Below are 20,300 nucleotides of genomic sequence, written 5' to 3'. Positions count from 1 at the left end.
GTCTCTTTCTCGTTCGTGGTGCGCCGGGTACCCATCCGCGAGGAAGGGTGATGGGCAATTATTACCCACCGGGCGACGGCAGTCGGTACAGTCTCACTTAACCACAACCCTCCCAAGATGCCAAGCATGAACACCTAACTTGCTACATGAGGGGTCTGACAATCATTGACCTTGTTGGCGAATCCCCCGAGGTTCCCGAAATGCCCCCGGAACCACTCCTCGGGAGAACCCTTCGTCGAGGGACGGCTATCCGCAGTGGCAGCGGCTCTGTAGCTTCACTATGGCGGCTTTGAGAAGGTTGAAGGCCGGGGAGCAATCCCCAGCCCTTTTGCTTACACGTGCCCTAGTCCGGTAATCTGCTTACGGTTCGTCCGCTCAGTCACGCTTAGGCTGCTCCCAGCAAGAATATAATTAAAGGATATAGAAATATATCCGTAGAACCTCACTATTGCTGACCGTTGCTTGGCTCGGCGATTTCGACAGGAGAAGAAAATTGATACAAGACAAGACAGACATTGACCGAAAGATCGATGCTCTTTTGGAGAGGGACTCGACGACGGGGGGGATGAACGCTGCAATGATCGAGGGCTACAGGCTCTGGGATAACGAGCTCAATCGGGTCTACCAGGCGCTCTCCAAGAAGCTTCCCGCGCCGAAGTGGAAGGAGCTACAAAAGGAGCAACGAGCCTGGATCGTTAAGCGCGACGCCAAGTTCAAACTTATCGATCGAAAGTACGCGACGCAGGGTTCGATGGGCCAGGTGGATCGGCGCTCTGACCGGATGGAGATCGTCCGTCAGCGCGCTGTGGAGCTGCGTCGGTTACTCTCTCTAAGGTAATCAAGCATAGAGGGATGACTTCCTCCTCCGGCTCGGGAGCAGCAGACCCAGCACTCTCGCCCTAGGCGTAGTCGGTGGCATCGTAGCCCGTCGTAGGAAGTAGAGCCTGTAGCGGTAGTGGTGGCTCTCTGTAGCTTCACTGTGGCGGCTTTGAGAAGGTTGAAGGCCGGGGAGCAATCCCTGGCCCTCTTTTCTTTAAGGGGAACGGGTATCCGACGGCAACTTTTGAAACAGGTTTGCCTCTGACCCTCACGGGTGAGGCTTTACCCATGAACTAGTTCAAGTCAGAGAGTGAGTATCCGACGGATAAATCCAGCGGCTTGAGAGGGCGACGGCTGCCTTCGCAGCCAACAAATACCAAATGCAGCCAACCAACACGAAATGCAGCCAACCGAATCCGTTGGGCACGAAGGTGCCCGTAGCCCTCTTAAGCCGCTGGATTTATCCGACGGCAACTTTTGAAACAGGTTTGCCTCTGACCCTCACGGGTGAGGCTTTACCCATGAACTAGTTCAAGTCAGAGAGTGATAAGTTTGCCTCGGAGGCAAACTAGTTCAGGGTTAGGGGGGAACCCGTTCACCTCGGAGGGTCAAAAGTTATCCCTGAGAGGGTCACGCATGAGGGTCAGAAGGGTAACTTGTCGGTCTCGGAGGCTCGCACGTTCACCTCGGAGGTTCGCAAGTTACCCCTAAGAGGCTCACGGGTTAGGGTCGGAGGCTTTCTTCTTCCCCTGCCGGGCAAACCGGCGACCAAACTCAGCCAACAGCGTGTCGTTGGCCTCAGAGCGCCCGTGCTGTTTTGCCGCCGCGTAGATTTCAAGCGCCGCGACATAGAGATCACTGCCCAGCAAGAGGTCGGTGTCGTCCAGCGCCTCGTTGAGACGGGTAATTTCGATGCGGATGGGGCGCAGTTTTTCGCGTAGAGCGCGGTCTTGCTGTGGCTCCTCCAGTTCAAAGGAGCGCGGCAAGAAAGAGTCGTCCTGCGTGGCTAGATCTACCATCCCAACCGCGAAGACCTCACTCTTTGGCCCGAGCTTGAGCAGTTCTTGCCGATCTTCTAGAGTTGCATTCTGAAGAAAGGGTAGTTTCGCGCGAATCGTGGCGATAGCTGCTAGGACTTCGTCGCGATCCTGATCCGAAAACGTGGCATCAATGCGATTCTGCATACTTTGGGACTCCTTATTCCCGTTGCATTGTACCTTCTACACCCGTGCGGTACAATCGCGCCATGCCCAGCCCGTTTCCTGGAATGGATCCGTATCTCGAAGATCGCGGCGTTTGGGAGGACTTTCACACGACCTTCCTGCGCCCTTCTCGCAGGAAGTAAGTAGCACCGCGCAGGAAGTAATAAGCGCGGCGCAGGAAGTAGCGCAACTAAAGGGTAGGGACAGCGCGGAGTGCTGTCCCTACCGCCCGTGTGGTATGTGGACGAGGCAAGGGTTAGAGGCCCTTGGTATCGTTGTCTTTCTTGATGCCAGTCAGATTCGCCCCAGTCAGCTTCACCCCACGCAGATCCCCCCCACGCAGGAACTTCTCTCCCGCCTTTATTTTTTTCACCCAACAGGCTGTTCGCTGCACTTGATCACTTTATATTGTTAAAGAGTACGATGAAATTGCCCTTGGTATACTTGTCTGTCTTGACGCCAGTCAGATCCGCCGAACGTGTATAACGTATATCCGCCCACTCCAGATTCGCCCCACGCAGATCCGCCCCAGTCAGATTCACCATCGCCAGCTTCGCCTTAGTCAGATTCGCCCCACGCAGATCCGCTTGTTGCAGCTTCGCATCCGTCAGATTCGCCCCAGTCAGATCCACCTCATTCATCCTCGCCTTAGTCAGATCCGCCCCACTCAGATCCGCCTTAGTCAGAACCGAATAATTCAGATTCGCCCCTTCGAGATTCGCCTTAGTCAGCTTCGTCCCACTCAGATTCGCCCCTTCGAGATTCGCCTTAGTCAGCTTCGCCCCTGCCAGATCCGCCCTAAGCAGATTCGCCCCAGTCAGATCCGCCCCACTCAGATCCGCCCCAGTCAGATTCGCCTCAGTCAGATTCACTCCATTCAGATACGCCATGCGCAGATCCGCTTGTTGCAGATTCCTATATTTCAGACCCGCCTCACGCCCCCCCACCTCATTCAGCTTCACCCCACGCAGATCCGCCCCAACCAGGTACTTCTCTCCCGCCTTTATTTTTTTCAACCAACAGGCTGTTCGCTGCACTTGATCACTTATTTTGTTGCAGTCCTGTGCCGCGCCGGTCTTTGCCGCGCCAGTCTTTGCTGCGCCGGTCTGTGCCGCTGCGGGTCGTGAGAGTACCTGCCCGATCATCACGCCCTCGATCAGCAGGAGGGTGGCAAGTACCCGAAAAGGGGCCTTCTGAAAAACGGTATTGGTGTTCGTTGTCGTTGTCGTTGTCGGTGTCATGGCAATGAGCCTCTTTCTCGTTCGTGGTGCGCTGGGTACCCATCCGAGAGGCAGGGTGATGGGCAATTATTACCCACGGGGCGACGGCACTCGATGCCTAAAGTATAAAGCAACCTTGTGGCGGGGGGAAGACAAAGTGGCGGGGGGAAGACAAAGTGGCGGGGGGAAGACAAAGTCGCGGGGGCAGAATTCGCTTCTCCCCCCACTCCGCGCTGTCCCTACCGCCCGTGTGGTATGTGGACGAGGACAAGGGTTAGCGGCCGGGAGGGAGTCCCTTGGTATTCGCGTCTTTCTTGAAGCCAGTCCACTTCACATTAACCAAACTCGCCCCAGTCAGATCCGCCCCACGCAGATCCACCTCAGTAAAATCCGCCAGACTCAGATTCGCCCCAGTCAGATTCGCCCCATTCAGATTCCCCCCAGTAAAATTCACCTGTCGTATAATCGCCCCACTCAGATTCGCCCCATTCAGATTCGCCTTAGGCAGATACGCCCCATGCAGATTCGCCTGACGCAGATCCGCCTTAGTCAAATTCGCCCCATTCAGACTCGTATTACGCATATCCGCCTGACGCAGATCCACCCCAGTCAGATTCGCCTTATCCAGCTTCGCCTTAACCAGACGCGCCCCAGACATATCCGCCCCAGTCAGATTCGCCCCAGTCAGATCCACCCCGTTGAGCCAAGAATTACGCAGGGCCTTATCTCCCGCCTTTGCTTTTTTTAACCAACAGGCTGTTCGCTGCGGTTCAACACTAATTTTGGTGCAGTCCTGTGCCGCGCCGGTCTGTGCCGCAGCGGGTCGTTAGAGTTCCTGCCCGATCATCACGCCCTCGATCAGGAGGATGGCGCCAAGTCCGGTGAAGGTTCGCGTCTTCATCAAACCAACGGCGGCCTTCTGAAAAACGGTCTTGGTGTTCGTTGTTGTTGTCGTAACAGGTGTCATAGCAATGAGCTTCTTTCTCGTTCGTGGTGCGCCGGGTACCCATCCGAGAGGCAGGGTGATGGGCAATTATTACCCACAGGGCGACGGCACTCGATACAGTCTCACTTAATCACAACCCTCCCAATGTGCCAAGCCTGACCACCAAACCTGCTACATGATCGCCAAACTTTCTACGTTTTAGTGAGTCTGTGTTATTTAGGAACGGGCGCGAGGACACTCAACACGCCCGTTCCAGAGCACGACGGGATGACTAACCCGGTATCGCGTCGATCTCGACGACACGAGGGCCGGGGTTCTTGACGCCGGGCTTGGCCCAGAATTCGATGCGGAAACGGGACGCCTTGCAGGGGGGACCGCTGAAGGTACAGACGTATTTGGAGGACTTTCCCGTGCTTTCATCCACGGAGGTGTCCAGAGGATTCGTACCCGTGTCCCTGTAACCGTCGTCGTCAAAATTGCCGTTGTTGTTCTGGTCGGGGTAAAATCGGATCCTGTACGCCGTACGGCTCCTGTTCGTGTCGCGGGCGACGTACTCCACGATGCCCTTGATCGTCACCGGTTTGGGTGTCGTAAATTCGACGAAGTAGGGCTTATCGGTTCCGGCATCGACGAAGAGGGTGTTGCCCTTTTCGACCGTGTTGTTGCGGTAGCCCGTATTGCCGCCGAACATGCCTTCCGGCCCAGTGCCGGGAATGGTCGGAGACGCCTTTGTGATCTTGACGCCATTCGTCACGTCGAAGGGGTCGTTGCTGACCTGAGCGTGGACGAGAGCGGAGAGCATCGCACCTCCTGCGAGGATAACCAATGTGGCTTTACCTGAGGTCGAGATTTTCATTCGTATAATAATCTTTCTGGGGAAGGACTTCTGATGCATTATCGCAGTGAATTCCTGCCTCCAGGATGGAGGTTAACATGCCCTCTTGAGAATGCCAAGCCTGACCACCAAACCTGCTACATTCCCGCCAAACTTTCTACGTTTTAGTGAGTCTGTGCTATTATCAAGCGGAGGACAGAGAGTTTTGGAGCAGACACTGGGGCGCGCACTACAGGCACAACGCAAGACACGCGGCTTAACGATCCAAGCACTCGCGGCACAAGCGGGGGTTCACCGGACGACCGTCTCGCGCTGGGAACGAGGGGAGGCGACTCCCTTCGCTTATGAACTCACTCGCGTTCTGGAGATTCTTGACATCAGCCCGACGGAGCGCCAAAGCTACTACCGAAACGTAGAAGCCCCACGCGCGATCCAGATCGCCCGTACGAACACGAACGCCAACATGCCCGTCTCCCTCGGAGAGCTTCTCTCGGTGCTCCGTCAGCGAGCCGGTGTCTCCCAGCGCCAGGTCGCTCGGATCGTCGGCGTCACCCAGAACCTAGTGTTCAAGTGGGAGAAAGACGAGTGCTGGCCCAACAACGAGAACCTACATACCTTTTGCTTTGCAATCGGAGCGAGCCAGGACGAGCTGGTTTTTCTCACCACCCGCGCCTGGAACCAAGTGGAACCCCTCCCTCAAAACAGAGAAGCCTTGGACGACTTTATCCAAAGCGGGCAGGATGACCTAGACACGGCTTGGGCAGGAGTCTACCTAGCGGTCGTCGCCCGCTACCAGAGTCTGTACCGTGCCGGTAAGATCGGTGAGATCGAAGCGCTCTCGGTGCACGCTCTGTACGCAGTGTATCTGGCTTGGCGTCTGCAAAGGTTCGAAGACGCCAAGAGGATCGTCGCCCCCATCATCGCGAGCCTGGGAAGGAGCCAGGGCCAACTCACACTGGCTCAGCAGAGAGCGATCACTTGCCAGGTCTCCTACGATGATGCCTTTGGCAACGAGCGACGAAATGTCCCCAGGAACTACGGCTCAAAAAAGCTATGGGAAGGGAATCTGGCTCTGTTGGACTCCCTGGGCCACCGCTATTCTGCAGGAGCAAAGCCAGGCTATCATTGCCTACTGGCGCAGAACTGGGAAAAAATCGGAAACATGGTGGCTGCGGAGGCCAACTACAAGCACAACATCACCTCGGCGTCCAGCAAGCGAATGACTCAGAGGCGTAGCTGGGCCTATGTCGAGTTTCTCTGTCGTCAGGGGCGATTCCGAGATGCACTCCCGTTTTTGATTCCTCACTCTGCCCTACCTCACGGAACACCGCCGCTGGTTTTTATCAAACACTGGTGCAACCACGCCGAGGTCTTCGCCGGTCTGGGAGACTACGCCGTGGCGGAGGGCTATCTTACCCAGGCAGTCACCTATGCCCACCAGCACAGCGAGCCAAGCCTCTCCGAGCACGAGTTCTCGCGAATCGGCTCCCTCATCAAGTAAGAAGGTACAATATACCTCTTGCAAAAGTCGCCGTCGGATAAATCCAGCGGCTTAAGAGGGCGACGGCGACCTTCGTCGCCAACCGAATTTACTGCTCGCGAAGGCCGGGTACCCTCTGGGTGTAGCCCTCTTAAGCCCAGAGACTCGTTCTCAGGGGCTTGGTTCCGGTAACTTTTGCAAGAGGTATAATCGCTCTATGAAGAGCCTTTTGACACACCTTGAGTGCAGCAAGACCGGCGAGCACTACGATGCCGATGTGCCCCAGAACCTGAGCCGTGTCGGAGCGCCGCTGCTGGCACGCTATGATCTGTCGCGCGGGCCGCGCACGCCACGGGAGCTGGCGCACAAGTCGGGACTCTGGCGCTACGCATCGCTGCTGCCGGTGCGGAGCCCGGCGTTTGTGTGCGATCTTGGTGAGGGCGGGACGCCACTCTTTCCCGCCGACCGGCTTGGGAGAGAGCTGGGAATGCCCAACTTGCTCATTAAAGAGGAGTCCGTGAACCCGACCGGCTCGTTTAAGGCACGCGGGATGGCGGTGGCGGTGGCACGTGCGGCGGAGCTGGGCATAAAATCCCTTGCAGTCGGCTCGGCGGGGAATGCAGGGAGTGCGTTGGGTGCCTACGCCGCCGCGATGGGGCTGGAGGCGCACATCGCCATGCCTAAGGACACGCCCGCCAGCATTGTCGCAGAGTGCCGTAGCTTTGGCGTTGACTTGGCACTCATTGATGGCCTGATCACTGATGCCAATGCCCATGTGCAACGCGGCATTAAAGAATTGGGCTGGTTTGACATGGCGACCCTGCGCGAGCCGTATCGCCTAGAGGGGAAGAAGACCATGGGCTACGAGCTCTTCGAGCAGCTCGACGGCCAGCTGCCCGACGTGATTATCTACCCCACGGGCGGTGGCACGGGGCTGATCGGAATGTGGAAGGCCTTCGACGAGATGGAGCAGCTCGGCTGGATCAGTAGCGTGCGCCCGCGCATGATCTCGGTGCAGACCGCAGGCTGCGCTCCGATTGTGCGTGCGTTTGAGGAAGGCACGGAGCACGCCACACCCTGGGAGAACGCCACCACCAGCGCCAGCGGCCTGCGCGTCCCCCGTGCGATTGGCGACTTTCTGATTTTAGAGGCCGTCCGCAAGTCCGGCGGCTGCGCCCTTGCGGTCACGGAGGACGAGATGTTTGCGGCGTGGCGACAGTTCTGTGCGCTCACGGGCCTCTTCTGCGCTCCCGAGGGTGCGGCGACACTGGCGGCGCTCCAGAAACTCCTGGAGAAAAACCTGGTGCAGAAAGACGAGCGCGTGGTGCTCTTTAACACCGGCAGTGGGCTTAAGTATCTGGAGGCGTGGGCGCTGGCGACAGCCTGAGGGCGTAGTGCACCTGCCGCGCGACTTCCTGAAACCCCAGGCTGGGATAGAGATGCTGCCCGATGGGATTCTGCTCCAGAGTCTCGATCTTAGCGACCTCCATGCCGCGCTCCCGAAAGAACTCCAGTGCGCGCTCCAGAAGCGCCCGCCCGACCCCCTGCCCCTGGCACGCCGGGTCTACCGCTAGGTTGGGAATCCACCCGATCCCACTGGCAGGCTGAAGCCGCGTCGTGACGTAGCCGATTGGCCGGTCGGTTACGTCCACTGCCACAAAGACGCCGTCGGGCTGGAGCTCACAGTCCAGCGCAATCGCCGCCCGCTTACGCGCCTCCCACCCCGACGGCCCAAACTCCCCAAGGAGCTGCTCCATGTTGCGGTCAATCGAGACCGGCCCAAAAGTCAGCGCCGTGAGCTCCTGCAAGCGCGACAGATCCTCGAACTTGTATAAACGGATCGGCACTACTCATAGCTCCCATAACCTGTGTGCTCCATCATCCAAAGCAAGACACCAACAATCGCTCCCGGTTGATCGAGGTAGCGTTCGGTCAGGTCAATATGAACATCGCTGTTCTGGAGGCGCAGAAACCGCCAGTTGCTTCCGGTGGTCACGGCACCGTAGATGGTTTGCAGGGGCTTGCCCTGTTGTTCATTGAAGAGCTTTGCCGCGACCATCTCGGCGATACACTGCCCCATACCCCCGCGTAGATTTTCGTTCTTGGCCTCGACAACGGCGATAACTGGTGCTTCAATCGTAAAGTGTGTGGGGGAAAGAGAGAAGAGATAGTCACAAAAGCCTACCAAGCCCTGAGCGGCATCCACCGTAAATTCCATCCCGGAGAAGAGGCTGATGGTCTCGTGTTTTTGGCGGCGGACTTCCAGCAAAATGGGCGCGATAATCATCTCTGAACGCGCCTTTTCGGTAGACATGGCGAGCGCCAACGGTGCAAACTCGCGCAGTGTTTCCTGGAGCCAGGGGCTAACTTCTACGGAAGAAGCATCGGCAAAGAGAGCCTCTTGTTCGTGAATTTGTAAGCCGAACTGACGTTTCACCTCGTTGAGTGTAAATGCATTGTAGGCCATGTGCTTATTGTACCGTCAGGCAAGCTTGGCGCGGAGCTTGGCGCTGAAGAAGTCTACGAGAAGTACCGTGACGACGATAGCAATGACGATCACCCCGATCTCGGGCCAGTTGCCGCCGAGGCGCTGGATTTGGAGCAGGGTTCCCACCCCGCCCGCCCCCACCAGCCCGAGCACCGATGCCGAGCGGACGTTGAGATCGAAGCGATACAGCGCAAACGAGAGGAAGTCTGGGAGCACCTCAGGGACGATACCATTGCGGAAGATCTCCAGCTGCGAGGCTCCCGTGGCCGCAAGCGCTTCGAGGGCACCTTTATCTACCGTCTCAATACGCTCCGCGTAGAGCTTGCCGATCATGCCGATGGAGTGGATCGCAATCGCCAGCACGCCCGCAAACGGGCCAGGCCCCACGGACTTGATAAAGGCGATGGCCAGCAGTATCTCGGGGAAGGTGCGGATGGCGTTGAGCAAGAGCTTGCCCACAAACGGGAGAGCCGCCAGCCGCGCTAAGTTTCGGGCGGCTAAGACACCAAAGGGGAGCGCCAGAACCGCCGCAATCGCCGTTCCTAGCGCCGCGATCTGGATGCTCTCTCGAATCCCTGTCAGCACGTCCGGAAGGTAGCTGAGCTTGGGCGGGAAGAACATCTGCCGAATGATCTCCCCAATCTCTTTCGTGTTCGGCGGCGCGGAGTTCTGGATCCCTCCCAGCGACCAGCCCACCAGCGCCACCACCAGTAGCGTGTAGAAAACTCGCCAGGCTCTCATCTATCCCCCCTAACCCCCGTAAAACGGGGGGACAAAAAAGAACGTTCCTTATTTCCCCCCCGCTGGGCGGGGGTTAGGGGGGAAGTCATACCAGTCGCCCCCGAAGCCAGGTGGAGAAGGAATCAATCAGAAACACAACCCCAAACGTAATCAGGATAACGAGCCCAACTTGTGTGTACTTCATCAGCGAGAGCGACGATTGCAAGACCATGCCGATCCCCCCCGCCCCGACCACACCCAGCACCGATGCCGCGCGGACATTGATCTCAAAGGAGTAGAGCGTGTAGGCCAGAAAGTCTGGGCCGACTTGCGGGAAAACGGCGCAGAACGCCTGCTGGAAGCGTGTCCCCCCTGCCGCCGCAATCGCCTCCATCGGGCCGGGATCAATGGTCTCGACACTGTCGCAGAGGAGCTTTCCTACGACACCAAAGCTAAAGACCAGCAGCGCCAGAAATCCCGCCATCGGACCGATCCCAAATGAAGCCGCAAGAAGCGTCGCCAGCACCAGATCGGGGACAGAGCGCACCAGATTCAGCACAGCGCGTCCGAAAGTGTAGAGTGTTTTTCCCGCCAGAGTTCTGGAGGCGATCAGGGGCAGGGGCAGTGCCAAGAGCGACCCAAAGAGGCTTGCCGAAATCGCAATGCGAAACGTCTCGATCAGGCGCTTGGTGATCTCGGGGAGGGCATCGGTGGGCCAGGGCTTGCCGTCGCTGGGGAAAAGCTTGCGGAAGAACTCTCCAATGGCGGGGAGATTCTCGGAGAGCTCGGGGAGGCTAAAGCCCGTTCCTAGTGCGCTCCAGTAGAGCACTCCCGCCACAATCGCCGCCGTAAGCCAGCCGCGTCCCTTCACTCGACTGCGCCTCGGAGATCATCGGGGCGGATCTTGCGGTTGTAGATCCGCTCGAAGTCGGCCTCTTCCATGCCTTTCGCCGGGCCATCGTAGACCAGCTCCCCGGCACGAAGGCCGATCACACGGTCGGCGTACTCTTGCGCCATGTCAATAAAGTGCAGGTTGATCAGCGTGAGCAGGTTCTCCTCACGGGCTAAGTTCCGGAGATCGCGCATCACCTGGTGGGCGGTGGGTGGGTCGAGCGAAGCCACGGGCTCGTCAGCCAGAAGAATCATCGGCTGCTGGGAGAGGGCGCGAGCAATGGCCACGCGCTGCTGTTGCCCACCAGAGAGCTGGTCAGCGCGGACACTTTCTTTCTCACTAATCCCCACGCGTGCCAGCGAGGCTTTTGCGAGGGCGATGTCTTCCTTAGGATAGAGCCCCAGTAGCGTCTTCCAGGTCGGTAGGTGCGCCAGGCGGCCATCTAAGACATTCTTCAGCACAGACTTGCGCCGCACTAAGTTATAGTTCTGGAAGATCATCCCGACCCGCGAGCGCACCCGCCGCAGCCCGGCATCATCGAGGCCTACCAGCTCCACCCCGTTGACCTGTAAGCTCCCCGTGGTCGGGGTGACAAGCCGGTTGATGCAGCGGATCAGGGTGGACTTGCCTGCGCCCGAGAGCCCCACCACGGCCACAAACTCGCCCGGCGCAAACGAGAGCGAGACGTTTTTGAGCGCCTGATGCCCGTTGGGATAGGTCACCCCGACATCTTTGAAGACCACGAGTGGCTCACCCACGCGCACCGCATCGCTCATGGAAGCACCTTGAAGGACTGCACGATGCGCTCCACGAGAGGGTCAAAGCGCTTTTTGCTCGCCACAGGATACTCCAGCGAGATCGTCCGTACTGTGCCATCTTTGCCGAACATCACTTTTTTATAGAACTCACGGCCCTTGCCGCTGCCCGAGACCACGAACCAGTCTTTGCGTAGCACTTTATAACTAATTTTCCCTGGTGCCTCTTTGAGTGTGGTCTCAAAGCGGGCTTGAACCGTTTCTGCGAGGGCATTGAGATCGCCCCAGACACGTAGCTCCGCTTTTTTGTCTCGTGAGAGAAATGCCAGGCCGTCGCCGTTTTCAGGCGGTGGCTCTGGCTTAAGAACATCGGCAGGATAGAGAATACTGAAGCCGAAGCGGGAGTTCGTATAGGTTTTCCAGGAAGGTTGGCCAAACATTATTTTTTCGGGGTCTCGGCAGGTGGAGCCGGGGTTGCGGCGGTCTTAGGCTTGGGCATGTAGTTCTCCAACGGAACATTCATCGCCTTGGCCACATCGCGTACCACGTCGTAGTCAGAGTCCTGTGCCTCGGAGAAGCCCTCGACTTCGTAGATGGCTTTCAGAGTTTTCTTGCCCTCTTCGGTCTTGGAGTACTTCAGCAGCGCCTCACGGATCTTGGTGACGAGCTCTTTGTTGAGGCCTGCGCGCACAGAGATCGTGTCGTTGGGAATCTCATCGGTCTCGCCGATCTTGATCACTTTAGTCTTGACATCCGGCAGAGTTTTCTCAACTTTGTTGCGCGCATCATCATAGACGGCGGCGACATCAACCTGACCGTTGTAGACCGCCCGCACCGCGCTGTCGTGGCCACCCGCAAACATGGTCTGGGCAAAGAAGTTATCCGGGTCTATATTCTTCTTTTTTAGGTAGTAGCGCGGAAAGAGATTGCCCGACGCTGAGGCGGGGTCTACAAAGGCCATGCGCTTACCCTTGGCCTCTTCAATGCTCTTAATCCCGGAATCGGCGCGGGTGATAAACATCGAGTGGTAGGTCGTCTTGACTTCTTTGGTGGCAGGGATCTCACGCGCCGTCTTGAGGATGACTTCGGCGGCGTTTTTGTCTCTTGCTAAAACATAGCCGAGAGTCGGAAGGGAGCCAATGTCCACTTTCTTGCTGGCCATCGCCTCAATTAGCCCGACATAGTCCGTCGAGACAAACGAGCCAACGGGGATTCCGAGCTCCTGGGTAAGATAATCCGCGAGTGGCTTGGCATTGGCGACGGCTTTATCTGCTTCAACCGAGGGCACGAAGCCTAAGATCAGTCTGTCAGGAGCTTTGTCCTCCGCGACAGTGGGGGCGGAAGAGGTGCCACTGCCTCCCGAAGAAGAGGGATTGCAACCTAGTAGCGCGAAACTGGTCAGAGTAAGTGTTGCAGCGATAGTGAAAGCACAACGGCGATTTTGTGTCAAGGGAACTCTCCTGGAAAACGGGTTGGTATAATGCCGGTAAAGATCGCTTGATAGTATACCCGAAAGAAATAAGGAGACCGTGGTGGACGTACTAGAGAAACTGAATCGGCGCTTTGCCGATGCCTACGAAAAACTCTTTAAGGGGCAGGGCCATGATGAGCTACGTCCTCGCGATATCCTGCGTCAAGCGGTGCTGACTATGGAGGACGCACGCAAAGAGGGTCTCAGCGGGGAGATCTTTGTCCCCAATGTCTACACCATTGCGGTTGCCATCGAAGACGACGAAGAGCGCCAGCTGGTGCGAACCTTCCTGGATGCCGATGAGCTTGCCGCCGCGCTGGCGGAGAAAATTGGGCAGCACGGCTACAAGACCCGTGGTCCTCTCCTGGTGATCCTGGAGGAAGTTGAAGCAGGCGAGCGCGTGGAGCGCGTGAAAATCACTTCAAGATGGGAAACCGCTCCAACGGCTCCCCCCGTACCTGCCGAGCCTGAATCCGCGCCTGTGGACTTGGGCACGCTCCCTACCCCGACTCCCAAGCTCATGGGTGAGCCGCTGGCAATACTCACCGTCCAGAGCGCCGATGGCCGCATAGAGGAGCTGCCTCTGACTGCCTCGGGTATGCAGCTGGGACGTGGAAAACAGGCGGGCAATACGCTGGTGCTCGAAGATGGCATGGTCTCCAAGAAGCACGCACGACTCACCTGGGAAGGCAAGCGCTTTGTTCTCTATGACGAAGGCAGCACCAATGGTACCTATGTGGCGGGTGAGCGGGTGGCACCGGGCCGAGGTGTGCCGCTAGCGGAGGGCGATGAGATTCTGCTAGGACAGACACGGCTTCGCCTGCACATCCCGCAGGACTTTTTAACCGTTCCCTCGCCCTTTTCGAAAACTCCCGCGCTTGCCCTGCTTGCTCCCGATCCTGGTAGTCTCCGTGTCGGGGGGGCTGTCTATCGGCTCCTCAGCGACTCCGGGGAGAGCTTCACGCTGGCATCTCGGATGCTTATGGGACGGGCGCTGACCGATGATATCGTGCTGGTGGGGGAGGGGATTGCGCCGCAGCATGCCCGCATGACCGTTCGAGATGGCCTCGTCAAGATTGAGGATTTGGATTCTAAGGCTGGGACAGTCGTCAATGGCGAGCGCATTCCTGCTAACTTCCCCGTCGCTCTCTATCCCGGCGATACAATTCAAATGGGTGGGATTACCCTTCAGCTCCAACAAGAACTCCAGCAAGGAAGCACAGCATGAGTAGTGCATTGCTGGTCTTTCTCAGAATTCTCTTTGCAGGCTCACTCTTCGTCGCGATCCTGGCACTACTCTTCTCCCTGAAACGGGAGCGAACTCTTTAAAAACTATGGCTACCCTCTCTCTTCAAATCGCGGCAGATACGCACAAAGGCATGCGCCGCTCTGGCAATGAAGATACCTATGGCATCTTCGATATCCCCGGCTGTGACGCCGCTTTTGTGGTTTGTGATGGTATGGGAGGGCTCCAGGCAGGTGATATCGCCGCCAACGAGTCCGTACGGGTGATCGAGCAGTGGCTCAAGGAAAAGCTCACCGATCCCGCCGCCGACCCTGCCCGCGTACTGGACCAGGCACTCCGAGCCGCCAACGATGCGGTCAATGGCCTCGCTCGCCCCAAGCTCCCCAGTGATGACGAGCCCACGGTAGGCAGTGAGCCCGCTCCCAGTAATGCACTGATGGGCACCACGGTGGTCGCGGGGATTGTGCGGCGCGACACGCTCTGGCTTGCACATGCGGGGGACTCGCGTGGCTATCTGCTCCGTGAAGGCAAGTTCACGCGCCTCACCAACGACCACAGCTTTGTGGATGAGCAGGTGCGCGCAGGCAATATGACCGATGCGGAAGCCCGCTCATCGCGCTTTCGCAACATGATCACCCGCGCTATTGGGATAGACTCCCAGCTAGAGCCCGAGCTGCGCCAGGAGACTCTGTTGCGCGGCGACACGGTTCTGATCTGTAGCGATGGCCTAACCACCATGCTCGACGACCGTGAGATCGAAGTGCTTTTGGACTCTCCGAAAGTCTTAGAGCGCCGGGTTCAGGATCTTATTGATGCCGCCAACCGCAAGGGAGGCTACGACAACACAACGGTCTTGCTTTTGCAGCTAGGAGCACCTGGAGAGGCATCTAAGCGCCCCGTGGAGCAGCGTGGCGGCGGTGTCCCCGCTCCCGAAGGAAGCCCGGAGCGGCGACGACGACGCTCAAAGCAAAGTGGTCCCTCGCCCCTAATGCTGATGCTCACGATTCTGGGGGCACTCGCGTTTCTCGGAATGCTCCTGCTGGCTTTTTCTCCGTCACTGCGCACCCGACTTGGGGAGCGCCTTGGCAGCCCAAGTGTCCCCAGTGAGGTCGCAGTGGGAGGACGGCTCCAAGATTACACAAAGCTGATCTACGATACGGCTCCCAAGCGCATCGTGGACTCGCCCCTTGCCCGCCGGACACAGCTCTCTCTTGGGGTTGATGGCGAAGTCGCCTTCTTGCGTAACTCGGGCGAGCAGGTGGTAACGGTGATGCCGGGGCGGCTGGAGAAAGTGGTGATTGACAAGCTCAAAGTCCCCGATAGCCAGCAGGCGGATAGTGACTCCCCGGATAATGAGTGCTACCTAGCCCACGACCCTCAGGGTAATCTCTATATCTCGCGGTCGGAGGCGGGGATTATTCTCAAGCTCTCGCATGAAGGCAAAGAGCTCCTACGAATTCCCAATCTCTACCGCCCGGGAGCGCTCTGTATCGAGCCCAAGACCGGGGATATCTACTACATTGATGGTACCTACCATGTCTTAGCCCTCCGCGCGATCCACAATGCGCCTCCCAAAGGGACGAAAGCTGCTCCTAAGTAGGCAATTATGCCCATCGGCCAGATTGGAAAGTACGAGCGGCTAGAGATCCTGGGGCATGGTGCCTCTGGGATTGTCTACCTTGCCTGGGACACGCTCCTTCGGCGCAATGTCGCGCTCAAGGAGATTCGTGTTGCGGGGCCAGAGCTGGAGAAAGTCCTCTCCGAGGCTCGGGTACTGGATCGTCTGCGCCATCCACATATCATTGAAGTCCACTCGGTGGACTTGCACGAGGGCGTGATTCTTTTAGACATGGAGCTAGTGCGGGGCAAGAATCTCGCGGAGGTGCTTCGTGGCCGCCTAGGAAGCCCTTTGGAGCCTGCTGAGGCGGCGCGGATTGTTCTTGCCTTGCTGGATGCCCTGGCGTTTGCCCACGAGCGACGCATTCTCCACAAAGACATCAAGCCCGCCAATATTCTGATCGGCGATGATGGCACCACGATCAAGCTGACAGATTTTGGCCTAGCGGAAGCACTGGGCACGGCATCGGTAGCGGATGGTGGCGGCACGTACCCCTACATGGCCCCCGAGGACTACGCCGAAAAAGCAGCTTCGGACTGGCGCTCGGATCTCTGGGCGGTGGGTGTGGTGCTCTACGAGCTCCTGTCGGGAAAGCGTCCTTTTACGGTCTCCGATACGCGCAACCCCTTTGCCTGGAAAGCGGCTGTCGAGACCGAAGTCCCTCCGCCTACAGGTGTCAGCGAAGCGCTGGACTCGGTTCTGGAAAAAGCGCTGGCGAAGAGCAAAGCCGATCGCTTCCAGACCGCCCGAGAGTTTGCTGAGACGCTAAAAGGCGCGACAGAAGGGCTACCACTGCCCACTCCAGCCCTACCCAGCCCTGCGCCACCTCCTCCCCCCACAAATAACGACCTGCCGGATCGCTTTGTTTTTTCCGATGGTACGGTCGTACGAACGCTGGATGAACTTCTCTCAGGAGCAGCACGGAACTGGGACGAGTCCCGGCGGGCGCTGATTGAGGGACGTTTTGCCCGATTCCTGCGCGCCATCGGTGAGCCCTATATCGCGGAGCTGGCAATGGAGCTCTCTGTTCGCGCGGATCTAGGCCCGGACCGAAAGCTACGTGAGTTTTTAGAGCGTGCCCGCCCTGAGGAAGCCATCCCTGAAGCCGAGGACGCAGAACATACCGTTCCCTTTGCCGCCTTAAAAGAGCGCCTCTCCCGGTTTGAGCGGGTAAGCGATCTCTCACCGCTTGGGGGAGGGCAGGCGCAACAGCCCCTCGTTCCTCCTGCTGAGATTAAGATAGAAGCAGTGGTACGTGGGAGCCAGGAGAGTGTTCGCTGGTGGTTCGTCCCCATGCTCCTGCTAGTTCTCGCCCCCGCCGCCGCAGGTTTTGGCTCACGAAATGGACAGCTCCTGAGTGGGCTCGCGCTGACCGGGGTCAGTGGCGCGATGCTCCTGCTCGTCTCTATTGGGATTCGCCAGTCGCTCTGGACCCGCATTCTCTGCCTCTTCCCAGTGGTGCTTGGAGTGATGGCAGGCGGTGTGCTCGCGGCACAGGCAATTCAGTCGAGCCAAACCCCTGGAGTCTTACTCACCGTTTCCATAACCGCACTTCTCCCCCTAGGCGTCCTGCTGGTTCAAGCCGCCACTGCCAAACGTCTCTGGCGGCTCTGGCTCACCCTGACAATCATTCTTGCGCTCTTGGCCGCACTGACACTCTTCAATACGCGGTGATGGGCGATATTTACGAACGGGCGGCTAAAGCGGCCCGCTGTTGCGGCAAGACCCATGAATGGGCCTGAGGGGTTTATTTGGGTAGAATATCGTATGCCACCCAAGTTCCTCGACGAGTGCAGACATCTTCTGGCCTTCCTCACGGGAGGCTGTGTCTATGTCCTGCTCTTCTTGGCGTTAGGACGGCTGTTTCCCGCTCCTGAGCTTGCCTTCTGGTTTAGAGCACTGCTTAACTTACTGGGAGCATTTCTTCTGGCGTGGTCGCTCCCCCATCCCAAACGCATTGCTTACCGGTTTGGTGTTGCCTTAACAGCCACTTGGCTTCTCTTTTGCTTGTGGCTCTATCACGACCTGCCCCCAGATTTCTAACATCACCGGGGGATGGGTTCAGACTTTAAACGTAAACGCGGTCTGGCCGAACTGGATCGTGTCACCGCTGGCGAGCGCCTCGGGGACGTTGGCGGTGAGCTTGCGCCCATTGAGACGCGTGCCATTCGTGCTACCAATATCTATCACGGAGTACTTACCACTCTCAAAGATGAGCTTGGCATGGCTCCCCGAGACGAACGAGTCGGTGGAGATCACAATGTCGTTGCCCGCTTTTCTGCCTACAGTCGTGACAGCGGCTTTGAGCACGTGCGAGCCTGACGGGCTCTCTAGCCTTGCTCCACTGACACTACCACTGAGCGCGGCAATCGGGGCGCGACCGGGGTCTTTGGCACCGAGTGAGCGGTGCTCGGGCTGAGGAACATTGGGAATCTGGATCGTGAGCTTCACCGAGCCAAACTGGATCGCCTGGCCGTTGGTGAGAGCTTTCTGGCTCCCCGCTGGAAGCGGCTGTCCCGCGATCTTAGTGCCGTTGGTGCTCCCCAAATCCTCCAGCGTGACATAGTTGCCGCCGGAGACGATAAAGCGAGCATGGCGGCGGGAGATAGTCGGGTGCGGCAGCGCGACATCGGCGCCCTCGCGGCCTACGATACTCTCCCCGACGCGGAGCATCAGCTCTCGACCACTTTCTTCAATGAGCTTGGGCAAGGGCGAGCCCCCCCCGCCCCCAAGAGTGGGGGAGCCAATGTGGCTGGCGAGCATGTAGCCGCACTCGGCGCAGAAGCCTTCATCGGCGGGCGCAAGCGTGTTACAGACGGGGCACGCGCCCGCCACAACAAGCGCCCCAGCCGCCGAACCCATCCCCTGGCCCCTTCCCTGTTCCAGGGAAGGGGAAGAGCTGCGTTTGGTGTCGTACTCGGCGCGTTTTTGGGGATCTTTGAGCGTATCGAAGGCATCCATCAGGATCGCGAACTTGTCCGGGTCTTGCTGGGCCTCGGGGGTTTTCTCGCGCATGGCGGTGCGAATCTCGCTCTCGGTCGCGCTGTGCGCGACTCCTAAAATGGCGTAGTAGTCGGTCATGAGCGTTTTCCTAAGTCTAGGCTGTAGATGGTGCCGATCAGCGTTTTCTCTGCGCCGCCGGTGTCGCCGCGCTGGGCGGCTTGGGTGGCCATCTGGACGGTCTTGGCGGCCTCAGTATTGCCTTGCTGGGTGAACATTTGCTGCGTTTTATTGAGAGCAGCTGTTAGATCGGCGAGGTTGAGCTGCTGGGTACGCATTCCCATCATGGTCTTCTCCAGATCACGGGCCGCCTGCATGGCGTTTAGTTCTTGCGAGACGAGCGGATCGGCACCCGAGGGCAAACGGCTAGCATCTCCCGTGAACTCGACCACGGCGTTGGCAGTGAGGGTCTCGCGCTGGCCGGTTGCGCCATCGTCCCAGGAGAGGATGACTTTTGCCGTGCGGAAGGTCGCCACCGCGTGCGGGTCATAGTCCACCTCCCAGAGCTTAGTGATGGTCGCGCCGCGTTCGATATCGGGCAACGTAATGGCGGCGTGGCGTGCCCCTAGCTCAGGCGGGGAGCCGTAGCACTGACGCACGGTGACACCGCGCGGGAGCGTGAGGGTCAGGCGGATGTTCTTGGCAGTCACCCCCAGAATCGTCATCATCTCTTTCTGAAAGACCTCGGGGATCTGCTCGGGGCGCTCGATGTAGTAGTAGTTCCCCCCAGAGCGGCGGGCGATTCCAGCCATCAGCTCCTCGTTGTACTCAGGCCCAAAGCCCAGCGCCGTGACCGTGATTCCGCGGGCTTTTAGGTCCGCGACCTGCTGGACAATGCTCTGGAAGTCTTTGAGTCCCGCCGTCGGCTCGCCATCCGTCAGCAATAAAACCCGAGTTACATAGCCTGCCATCGGCACCGACGCCACTTGGGAGCCGCCTGCATAGAGCCCATCAAAGAGGTTCGTCGTGGTTCCGGCGACAATGCGCTGGATGTGCTGCTTGATAAGGTTCGGATCGGTCACCCGCCGCGCGGGCATGAGCACCTCGACCGACTCCTCAAACGTGACGATGGAGAGCACATCATCGGGGGTGAGCAGGTCCACCACGTGCTCGCAGGCCTTCTTGACGTACTGGATCGGGGAGCCGTCCATCGAGCCCGAACGGTCAATCACCAGGCAAACATTCACCGGCAAGCGCTTGCCGCCCGGCACAAAGCCCCCCGCGCCGCCCGCCGAGATCTGAGTCAGCACGTGCGCCCGTGTCCGGTCACCCGCAAAGGCATAGCGATTACTCACTTTAACGTTGAGTGCCAGCGACGGCCCGCCCCCCTGGCCCCCGACCGACGGGGGAAGTCCCATCACGGTTGGCTGTGCCATCTGGGTTCGGTTGGGGTCGCCCCCCAGCATCGTCGGATTCACGCGAATTGTCTGATCCATTTTTTTCCTACTCCACCCTCAGTGTACTGGTGCCGATCACGATCTGATCGCCCAGCGCGAGTGCGACACGGGTGATGCGCTGGCCGTTGACGAATGTTCCGTTGGTACTCCCCAAGTCTTCGAGCGCCACCCCGCCATTCTCACTCACAAGCTGTGCGTGCCGTCGCGATGC

The 20,300-nt window shown here is 58.6% G+C and carries 23 protein-coding genes; 8 read left to right on the top strand and 15 right to left on the bottom strand.

Going from position 1 to position 20,300, the window contains the following annotated elements; genetic code table 11:
- Window positions 1–493 precede the first annotated feature (493 nt).
- Window positions 494–838 (top strand): lysozyme inhibitor LprI family protein, encoded by a 345-nt coding sequence (locus RMO15_RS15885; protein WP_309714426.1) that lies wholly within the window; start codon window positions 494–496, stop codon window positions 836–838.
- A 697-nt stretch (window positions 839–1,535) separates the two neighbouring features.
- Here RMO15_RS15885 and RMO15_RS15880 read toward each other — a convergent pair.
- Window positions 1,536–2,003: a hypothetical protein gene (locus RMO15_RS15880; protein ID WP_309714425.1), complete on the bottom strand. Its 468-nt coding sequence runs from the start codon at window positions 2,001–2,003 to the stop codon at window positions 1,536–1,538.
- A gap of 62 nt (window positions 2,004–2,065) precedes the next feature.
- Here RMO15_RS15880 and RMO15_RS33315 point away from each other — a divergent pair, with 62 nt between their 5' ends.
- Window positions 2,066–2,164 carry a DUF4058 family protein gene (locus tag RMO15_RS33315; protein WP_369016122.1) on the top strand — a complete coding sequence of 33 codons (99 nt, stop codon included), beginning with the start codon at window positions 2,066–2,068 and terminating at the stop codon, window positions 2,162–2,164.
- 255 nt (window positions 2,165–2,419) lie between these two features.
- On the opposite strand, the gene RMO15_RS15875 is transcribed toward RMO15_RS33315, so the two are convergent.
- The 4 genes from RMO15_RS15875 to RMO15_RS15860 all read right to left on the bottom strand — a co-directional run bounded on the left by RMO15_RS15875 (window position 2,420) and on the right by RMO15_RS15860 (window position 5,043).
- Entirely contained in the window at window positions 2,420–3,262 is an 843-nt protein-coding gene (locus tag RMO15_RS15875) for a pentapeptide repeat-containing protein (protein ID WP_309714424.1), read from the bottom strand.
- 253 nt (window positions 3,263–3,515) lie between these two features.
- Entirely contained in the window at window positions 3,516–3,959 is a 444-nt protein-coding gene (locus RMO15_RS15870; RefSeq protein ID WP_309714427.1) for a pentapeptide repeat-containing protein, read from the bottom strand.
- A gap of 108 nt (window positions 3,960–4,067) precedes the next feature.
- The gene (locus RMO15_RS15865; protein ID WP_309714423.1) at window positions 4,068–4,208 is read right to left on the bottom strand and encodes a hypothetical protein; all 141 of its coding nucleotides are present in this window, start codon (window positions 4,206–4,208) and stop codon (window positions 4,068–4,070) included.
- Window positions 4,209–4,458: 250 nt separating this feature from the next.
- Window positions 4,459–5,043, bottom strand: a complete 585-nt coding sequence (locus RMO15_RS15860; RefSeq protein ID WP_309714422.1) for a hypothetical protein — start codon at window positions 5,041–5,043, stop codon at window positions 4,459–4,461.
- A gap of 184 nt (window positions 5,044–5,227) precedes the next feature.
- Between RMO15_RS15860 and RMO15_RS15855 the strand changes: the two genes are divergently transcribed.
- Window positions 5,228–6,523: a helix-turn-helix transcriptional regulator gene (locus RMO15_RS15855; protein ID WP_309714421.1), complete on the top strand. Its 1,296-nt coding sequence runs from the start codon at window positions 5,228–5,230 to the stop codon at window positions 6,521–6,523.
- A gap of 196 nt (window positions 6,524–6,719) precedes the next feature.
- Window positions 6,720–7,889, top strand: a complete 1,170-nt coding sequence (locus tag RMO15_RS15850; protein WP_309714420.1) for a threonine synthase — start codon at window positions 6,720–6,722, stop codon at window positions 7,887–7,889.
- On the opposite strand, the gene RMO15_RS15845 is transcribed toward RMO15_RS15850, so the two are convergent.
- The 7 genes from RMO15_RS15845 to RMO15_RS15815 all read right to left on the bottom strand — a co-directional run bounded on the left by RMO15_RS15845 (window position 7,852) and on the right by RMO15_RS15815 (window position 12,807).
- Complete coding sequence (locus RMO15_RS15845; RefSeq protein WP_309714419.1) at window positions 7,852–8,349, bottom strand: GNAT family N-acetyltransferase; 498 nt, start codon at window positions 8,347–8,349, stop codon at window positions 7,852–7,854. The two genes, RMO15_RS15850 and RMO15_RS15845, sit on opposite strands and share 38 nt — an antisense overlap.
- Entirely contained in the window at window positions 8,349–8,969 is a 621-nt protein-coding gene (locus RMO15_RS15840; RefSeq protein ID WP_309714418.1) for a hypothetical protein, read from the bottom strand. The genes RMO15_RS15845 and RMO15_RS15840 overlap by 1 nt, the downstream gene beginning before the upstream one ends.
- A gap of 15 nt (window positions 8,970–8,984) precedes the next feature.
- Complete coding sequence (gene phnE / locus RMO15_RS15835; RefSeq protein ID WP_309714417.1) at window positions 8,985–9,731, bottom strand: phosphonate ABC transporter, permease protein PhnE; 747 nt, start codon at window positions 9,729–9,731, stop codon at window positions 8,985–8,987.
- An 85-nt stretch (window positions 9,732–9,816) separates the two neighbouring features.
- A complete protein-coding gene (phnE, locus tag RMO15_RS15830) occupies window positions 9,817–10,581 on the bottom strand; it encodes a phosphonate ABC transporter, permease protein PhnE (RefSeq protein ID WP_309714416.1) in 765 nt (254 codons plus the stop codon).
- Complete coding sequence (gene phnC / locus RMO15_RS15825) at window positions 10,578–11,378, bottom strand: phosphonate ABC transporter ATP-binding protein (RefSeq protein WP_309714415.1); 801 nt, start codon at window positions 11,376–11,378, stop codon at window positions 10,578–10,580. The genes phnE (RMO15_RS15830) and phnC overlap by 4 nt, the downstream gene beginning before the upstream one ends.
- Window positions 11,375–11,797, bottom strand: coding sequence for a hypothetical protein (locus RMO15_RS15820; RefSeq protein ID WP_309714414.1), 423 nt, complete (start codon window positions 11,795–11,797; stop codon window positions 11,375–11,377). The genes phnC and RMO15_RS15820 overlap by 4 nt, the downstream gene beginning before the upstream one ends.
- Entirely contained in the window at window positions 11,797–12,807 is a 1,011-nt protein-coding gene (locus tag RMO15_RS15815) for a phosphate/phosphite/phosphonate ABC transporter substrate-binding protein (RefSeq protein WP_309714413.1), read from the bottom strand. The genes RMO15_RS15820 and RMO15_RS15815 overlap by 1 nt, the downstream gene beginning before the upstream one ends.
- 79 nt (window positions 12,808–12,886) lie before the next feature.
- Between RMO15_RS15815 and RMO15_RS15810 the strand changes: the two genes are divergently transcribed.
- The 4 genes from RMO15_RS15810 (at window position 12,887) to RMO15_RS15795 (ending at window position 17,735) form a co-directional block, all read left to right on the top strand.
- Window positions 12,887–14,056 (top strand): FhaA domain-containing protein, encoded by a 1,170-nt coding sequence (locus RMO15_RS15810; protein ID WP_309714412.1) that lies wholly within the window; start codon window positions 12,887–12,889, stop codon window positions 14,054–14,056.
- A 106-nt stretch (window positions 14,057–14,162) separates the two neighbouring features.
- Window positions 14,163–15,674: a protein phosphatase 2C domain-containing protein gene (locus tag RMO15_RS15805; protein WP_309714411.1), complete on the top strand. Its 1,512-nt coding sequence runs from the start codon at window positions 14,163–14,165 to the stop codon at window positions 15,672–15,674.
- Between the two features lie 6 nt (window positions 15,675–15,680).
- Window positions 15,681–17,366 (top strand): serine/threonine-protein kinase, encoded by a 1,686-nt coding sequence (locus RMO15_RS15800; protein ID WP_309714410.1) that lies wholly within the window; start codon window positions 15,681–15,683, stop codon window positions 17,364–17,366.
- Between the two features lie 93 nt (window positions 17,367–17,459).
- Window positions 17,460–17,735, top strand: coding sequence for a hypothetical protein (locus RMO15_RS15795; RefSeq protein WP_309714409.1), 276 nt, complete (start codon window positions 17,460–17,462; stop codon window positions 17,733–17,735).
- An 18-nt stretch (window positions 17,736–17,753) separates the two neighbouring features.
- Here RMO15_RS15795 and RMO15_RS15790 read toward each other — a convergent pair whose 3' ends face one another.
- The 3 genes from RMO15_RS15790 to RMO15_RS33310 all read right to left on the bottom strand — a co-directional run.
- Window positions 17,754–18,773 carry an FHA domain-containing protein gene (locus tag RMO15_RS15790; RefSeq protein WP_309714408.1) on the bottom strand — a complete coding sequence of 340 codons (1,020 nt, stop codon included), beginning with the start codon at window positions 18,771–18,773 and terminating at the stop codon, window positions 17,754–17,756.
- Window positions 18,770–20,128 carry a VWA domain-containing protein gene (locus tag RMO15_RS15785; RefSeq protein ID WP_309714407.1) on the bottom strand — a complete coding sequence of 453 codons (1,359 nt, stop codon included), beginning with the start codon at window positions 20,126–20,128 and terminating at the stop codon, window positions 18,770–18,772. The genes RMO15_RS15790 and RMO15_RS15785 overlap by 4 nt, the downstream gene beginning before the upstream one ends.
- Before the next feature lie 7 nt (window positions 20,129–20,135).
- A partial coding sequence (locus tag RMO15_RS33310) for an FHA domain-containing protein (RefSeq protein ID WP_369016123.1) occupies window positions 20,136–20,300 on the bottom strand: 165 nt, incomplete at its 5' end.

The sequence above is a fragment of the Armatimonas sp. genome (genome assembly GCF_031410135.1).
GTDB lineage: Bacteria > Armatimonadota > Armatimonadia > Armatimonadales > Armatimonadaceae > Armatimonas.
This window is presented reverse-complemented; position numbering and strand designations above follow the sequence as displayed.

What these genes read in the sequence shown, in the direction of transcription:
- RMO15_RS15880 (WP_309714425.1), bottom strand. Translation starts at nt 2,003, where the DNA reads ATGCAGAATCGCATTGATGCCACGTTTTCGGATCAGGATCGCGACGAA.
- RMO15_RS33315 (WP_369016122.1), top strand. Translation starts at nt 2,066, where the DNA reads ATGCCCAGCCCGTTTCCTGGAATGGATCCGTATCTCGAAGATCGCGGC.
- RMO15_RS15875 (WP_309714424.1), bottom strand. Translation starts at nt 3,262, where the DNA reads ATGACACCGACAACGACAACGACAACGAACACCAATACCGTTTTTCAG.
- RMO15_RS15865 (WP_309714423.1), bottom strand. Translation starts at nt 4,208, where the DNA reads ATGACACCTGTTACGACAACAACAACGAACACCAAGACCGTTTTTCAG.
- RMO15_RS15860 (WP_309714422.1), bottom strand. Translation starts at nt 5,043, where the DNA reads ATGAAAATCTCGACCTCAGGTAAAGCCACATTGGTTATCCTCGCAGGA.
- RMO15_RS15850 (WP_309714420.1), top strand. Translation starts at nt 6,720, where the DNA reads ATGAAGAGCCTTTTGACACACCTTGAGTGCAGCAAGACCGGCGAGCAC.
- RMO15_RS15840 (WP_309714418.1), bottom strand. Translation starts at nt 8,969, where the DNA reads ATGGCCTACAATGCATTTACACTCAACGAGGTGAAACGTCAGTTCGGC.
- phnE (WP_309714417.1), bottom strand. Translation starts at nt 9,731, where the DNA reads ATGAGAGCCTGGCGAGTTTTCTACACGCTACTGGTGGTGGCGCTGGTG.
- phnC (WP_309714415.1), bottom strand. Translation starts at nt 11,378, where the DNA reads ATGAGCGATGCGGTGCGCGTGGGTGAGCCACTCGTGGTCTTCAAAGAT.
- RMO15_RS15820 (WP_309714414.1), bottom strand. Translation starts at nt 11,797, where the DNA reads ATGTTTGGCCAACCTTCCTGGAAAACCTATACGAACTCCCGCTTCGGC.
- RMO15_RS15805 (WP_309714411.1), top strand. Translation starts at nt 14,163, where the DNA reads ATGGCTACCCTCTCTCTTCAAATCGCGGCAGATACGCACAAAGGCATG.
- RMO15_RS15800 (WP_309714410.1), top strand. Translation starts at nt 15,681, where the DNA reads ATGCCCATCGGCCAGATTGGAAAGTACGAGCGGCTAGAGATCCTGGGG.
- RMO15_RS15795 (WP_309714409.1), top strand. Translation starts at nt 17,460, where the DNA reads ATGCCACCCAAGTTCCTCGACGAGTGCAGACATCTTCTGGCCTTCCTC.
- RMO15_RS15790 (WP_309714408.1), bottom strand. Translation starts at nt 18,773, where the DNA reads ATGACCGACTACTACGCCATTTTAGGAGTCGCGCACAGCGCGACCGAG.
- RMO15_RS15785 (WP_309714407.1), bottom strand. Translation starts at nt 20,128, where the DNA reads ATGGATCAGACAATTCGCGTGAATCCGACGATGCTGGGGGGCGACCCC.